Raw genomic sequence first — 3,840 nt, 5'->3', positions numbered from 1 at the left:
AGGTAGACCTCCCGGAGGTCTACCTCGCGCGCACGGGTCTACCCCGCGGCCCCGGGGACCGGGCGTCAGTCGCGCGCCGTCAGGACCAGCGGCCCGTCCTCCGTGATCGCGACGGTGTGCTCCGAGTGCGCGCCGCGCGAGCCGTCGGCGCTGCGCAGGGTCCAGCCGTCGGGGTCGGTGAAGATCTCGTCGGTCGTCTCGAGGAACCACGGCTCGATCGCGATCACGAGGCCCGGCTTGAGCGGGAAGCCGCGACCCTTGCGGCCGTCGTTGGGCACGTGCGGGTCGCCGTGCATGGTGCGCCCCACGCCGTGACCGCCGAAGTCGGTGTTGATCCGGTAGCCCGCCGCGTGCCCCACGGCGGCGATCGCGGCCGAGATGTCGCCGATCTTGTTGCCGGGCTGCGCGGCCGCGATCCCCGCGGCGAGCGCGTCCTGGGTCGCGACGATGAGCTTCTGGTCCGCGGCGCCGCGGTCGCCCGCGCGCGGGGTCCCGACGACGAACGAGACGGCGCTGTCGGAGACCCAGCCGTCGACCGACGCCGCGAAGTCGAGGCTCAGCAGGTCGCCGTCCTGGAGGCGGTAGTCGAACGGCAGGCCGTGCAGGACGGCGTCGTTGACCGACGTGCAGATGACCTTGCCGAAGGGGCTCGCCCCGAACGACGGGTGGTAGTCGACGTAGCAGGACTCGGCGCCGCGGTCCTTGATCATCCGGTGCGCGAGCGCGTCGAGCTCGAGCAGGTTGACGCCGACCTTCGCGGCCGCGCCGACCTGCGTGAGGACGTCCGCGACGAAGCGGCCCGCCGGGCGCATCTGCTCGATCTCGCGGGGGGTCCTCAGCTCGATCATGGTGTTCCTCTCGGTGCGTGCGTGTAGGTGCCGGGCCGCCGGGGGAAGTCGCGGCGTCGTCCGGCCTGCTCCCAGGGTGTCACGGGAGGGTGCCCGAGGTGCAACCGCGGGATCACGGGTCCGAGCCCTGCCGCCGTTCGTCGGGTCCCCGCCAGGGCACCCGCGACGACGTCCCGCGTCCCCTTCCGCGGGCCGCTCGCGGCGCCCTGATCGCCCTGGCCCGCCGGTGCCGTGAATCGCTTCTGGTCCGCGGACGGGGGACAATCGCTGCTCGTGGCAGGAATTGACGAGGTAGCGCAGGCAGCCGGGGTGTCGACGGCGACGGTCTCGCGCGCGCTGCGGGGCCTGCCGAACGTGTCGGCCTCGACGCGGGCGCGCGTCCGGATGGAGGCCGAGCGCCTGGGGTACGTCCCGTCGCCGTCGGCGGCGTCGCTCGCGACGGGGCGGACCCGGACGATCGGCGTGATCACGCCGTGGGTGAGCCGGTGGTTCTTCGCGAACGTCATCGAGGGCGCCGAGCGTGCACTGCGTTCGGTGGGCTACGACGTGCTGCTCTACACGTTCGAGGTCGACGACGGGCGTCCGCGCCGCAAGGTCGACCCGACCGTCCTGCGGCGCCGTGTCGACGGCACGCTCGTGGTCGGGCTCCCGCTCGAGGACGACGAGGTGGCCTCGCTCGTGGCGCTGGGGACGCCCCTGGCCTTCGTGGGTTCGGGGCCTGCGGACCAGGTGACGGTCCGGCTCGACGACGTGCGGACCGGTTCGCTCGCGACCCGCCACCTGCTGGACCTGGGGCACCGGGTGGTCGGGCACATCACGGGCCAGCCGGACCTGGTCTCGTCCTGGTCGCCGCCGGTCGAGCGGTCGACGGGGTACGAGCGCGCGCTCCGGAAGGCCGGGATCGAGCCGTCACCGGACCTCGTGGTGAACGGCGGGTTCGACGTCGCGGGGGGACGGTCCTCGACCAAGTCGCTGCTGCGGAGGCGCCCCGACATCACGGCGATCTTCGCGGCGTCGGACGAGATGGCCATGGGCGCGATCCTCGCGGCGCGGGACCTGGGCCTGGACGTGCCGGGGGACCTGTCGGTGATCGGGGTCGACGGGCACGACCTGGGGGAGCTCGTCGGGCTGACGACGATCGGGCAGGACGCCTACCAGCAGGGCGCGGACGCGTCGATGCTCCTCATGGAGATGATCAACGGCGCCCCGGTGCCGGAGAGCCTCACCTACCCGACGCACCTGGTCCGTCGCTCGTCGACGTCGCAGCCGCGACGTCGGTGATCGTGCCGCGCCGGGCCCGGTGACGGCGGCTGAGCCACGGTTCCCGGCACGTCGACGGGCTTTCGCAGGTCACCAGCGGTGGGAGCGCGACCACCGTGAGCGGTTGCGAGGCGTCATGAGTAACGGAATCGTTACTCGCGAACGGGCCTCCTGCGCTTGCGCAAACAGGATGTAAACGCTTGCATGGCAAGTGGGGCGGTCGAGTCGAGGACGACGGACCGCGACACCCGCGGGCCGACCGCGATGTCAGCACCACAACGCTGTGGAGGAATGTCATGACCAGAAGCACCCTGTCACCCAAGCGCCGTGCCCTCGCGGTCGTCGCAGGCGGAGCGAGCCTCGCCATCGTGCTCACCGCGTGCAGCAGCGGCGGGAGCGGAGACGACGAGAGCTCCAGCGGAGAGGCGTCGAGCATCGACTGCGCCCCCTACGAGGAGTTCGGCGACATCGACGGCACATCCGTCAACGTCTACACCTCGATCGTCGACCCGGAGGCACAGACCCAGAAGGACTCCTACAAGCCGTTCGAGGACTGCACGGGCGTGACGATCGACTACGAGGGCTCCCGCGAGTTCGAGGCCCAGCTCCTCGTGCGCGTCAAGGCAGGCAACGCACCTGATATCGCCTACCTGCCGCAGCCCGGCCTCCTCCAGACGATCGTGCGGGACACCGGCACCATCGTCCCGGCGCCGGACGCGACCGCGAAGAACGTCGACGAGAACTGGGAGGCCTCCTGGAAGGACTACGGCACGGTCGACGGCGTCTTCTACGCCGCCCCGCTCGGCGCCAACGTCAAGTCCTACGTCTGGTACTCCCCGTCGGCGTTCTCCGACGGCGGCTACGAGGTCCCCGAGACCTGGGACGACCTCATGGCCCTCTCCGCGCAGTACTCGGAGGACAACGACGGGGCCCTCCCGTGGTGCGCGGGGGTCGAGTCCGGTGACGCGACCGGCTGGCCGGGCACCGACTTCGTCGAGGACATGATGCTGCGCACCGCAGGTCCGGACGTCTACGACCAGTGGTACAAGCACGAGATCCCCTTCAACGACCCCCAGGTCGTCACGGCGTTCGACGCCGCCGGCGAGGTCCTCAAGGACCCGGCCATGGTCAACGCGGGTCTCGGCGGCGTCGACTCGATCGCCACGACCCCGTGGACCGACGCGGGCTTCGGCCTGCTCGACGGGACGTGCTTCCTGCACCGCGCCGCGAACTTCTACCAGACCCAGTTCCCCGAGGGCACCGACGTGTCCAAGGAGGGCGACGTCTTCGCGTTCTACCTGCCCACCAACCAGACCGACATCAAGCCCGTCGAGGTCGGCGGCGAGTTCGTCGCAGCGTTCAACGATCGTCCCGAGGTCCAGGCCTTCCAGACCTACCTGTCGAGCGCCGAGTGGGCCAACGCCAAGGCCAAGGCCACGCCCGACGGCGGATGGGTCAGCGCCAACAAGGGGCTCGACCCGGAGAACCTCTCGACCGAGTTCGACAAGCTCTCGGCCGAGATCCTCGCCGACCCCCAGACCGTCAGCCGCTTCGACGCGTCTGACCTGATGCCGGGTGCCGTCGGCGCCGGGACGTTCTGGACGGGCATCGTCAACTGGCTCACAGGGGCCAGCACCCAGGAGGTCGTCGACCAGATCGAGGCGTCCTGGCCGGCCTCCTGACCGAGGTCTCCCTCAGCACCGGAGGGTGAGGAGCCGGGGCCCGTCCACGC

3 protein-coding genes are annotated in these 3,840 nt (G+C 71.1%); 2 read left to right on the top strand and 1 reads right to left on the bottom strand.

Translation table 11 applies throughout. The features are described from left to right. Positions 1-65: 65 nt before the first annotated feature. Complete coding sequence (gene map, locus ACFRCR_RS17550; RefSeq protein WP_377679339.1) at positions 66-848, bottom strand: type I methionyl aminopeptidase; 783 nt, start codon at positions 846-848, stop codon at positions 66-68. Positions 849-1,121: 273 nt separating this feature from the next. Here map and ACFRCR_RS17545 point away from each other — a divergent pair, with 273 nt between their 5' ends. Both ACFRCR_RS17545 and ACFRCR_RS17540 read left to right on the top strand, forming a co-directional pair. Further along, complete coding sequence (locus tag ACFRCR_RS17545; protein WP_377679337.1) at positions 1,122-2,129, top strand: LacI family DNA-binding transcriptional regulator; 1,008 nt, start codon at positions 1,122-1,124, stop codon at positions 2,127-2,129. A 275-nt stretch (positions 2,130-2,404) separates the two neighbouring features. Continuing rightward, positions 2,405-3,790: an ABC transporter substrate-binding protein gene (locus tag ACFRCR_RS17540; RefSeq protein WP_377679335.1), complete on the top strand. Its 1,386-nt coding sequence runs from the start codon at positions 2,405-2,407 to the stop codon at positions 3,788-3,790. The last annotated feature ends 50 nt before the right edge of the window (positions 3,791-3,840 follow it).

The sequence above is a fragment of the Oerskovia sp. NPDC056781 genome, assembly GCF_042789955.1.
In the GTDB taxonomy this organism is placed as follows: domain Bacteria; phylum Actinomycetota; class Actinomycetes; order Actinomycetales; family Cellulomonadaceae; genus Oerskovia; species Oerskovia rustica.
Note: the sequence above shows the minus strand (reverse complement) of the source record. Positions and strands in the feature narration are given on the sequence as shown.

Bases quoted from the DNA above. Each gene is read 5' to 3' on its own strand.
- map (WP_377679339.1), bottom strand. From the start codon at position 848: ATGATCGAGCTGAGGACCCCCCGCGAGATCGAGCAGATGCGCCCGGCG.
- ACFRCR_RS17540 (WP_377679335.1), top strand. From the start codon at position 2,405: ATGACCAGAAGCACCCTGTCACCCAAGCGCCGTGCCCTCGCGGTCGTC.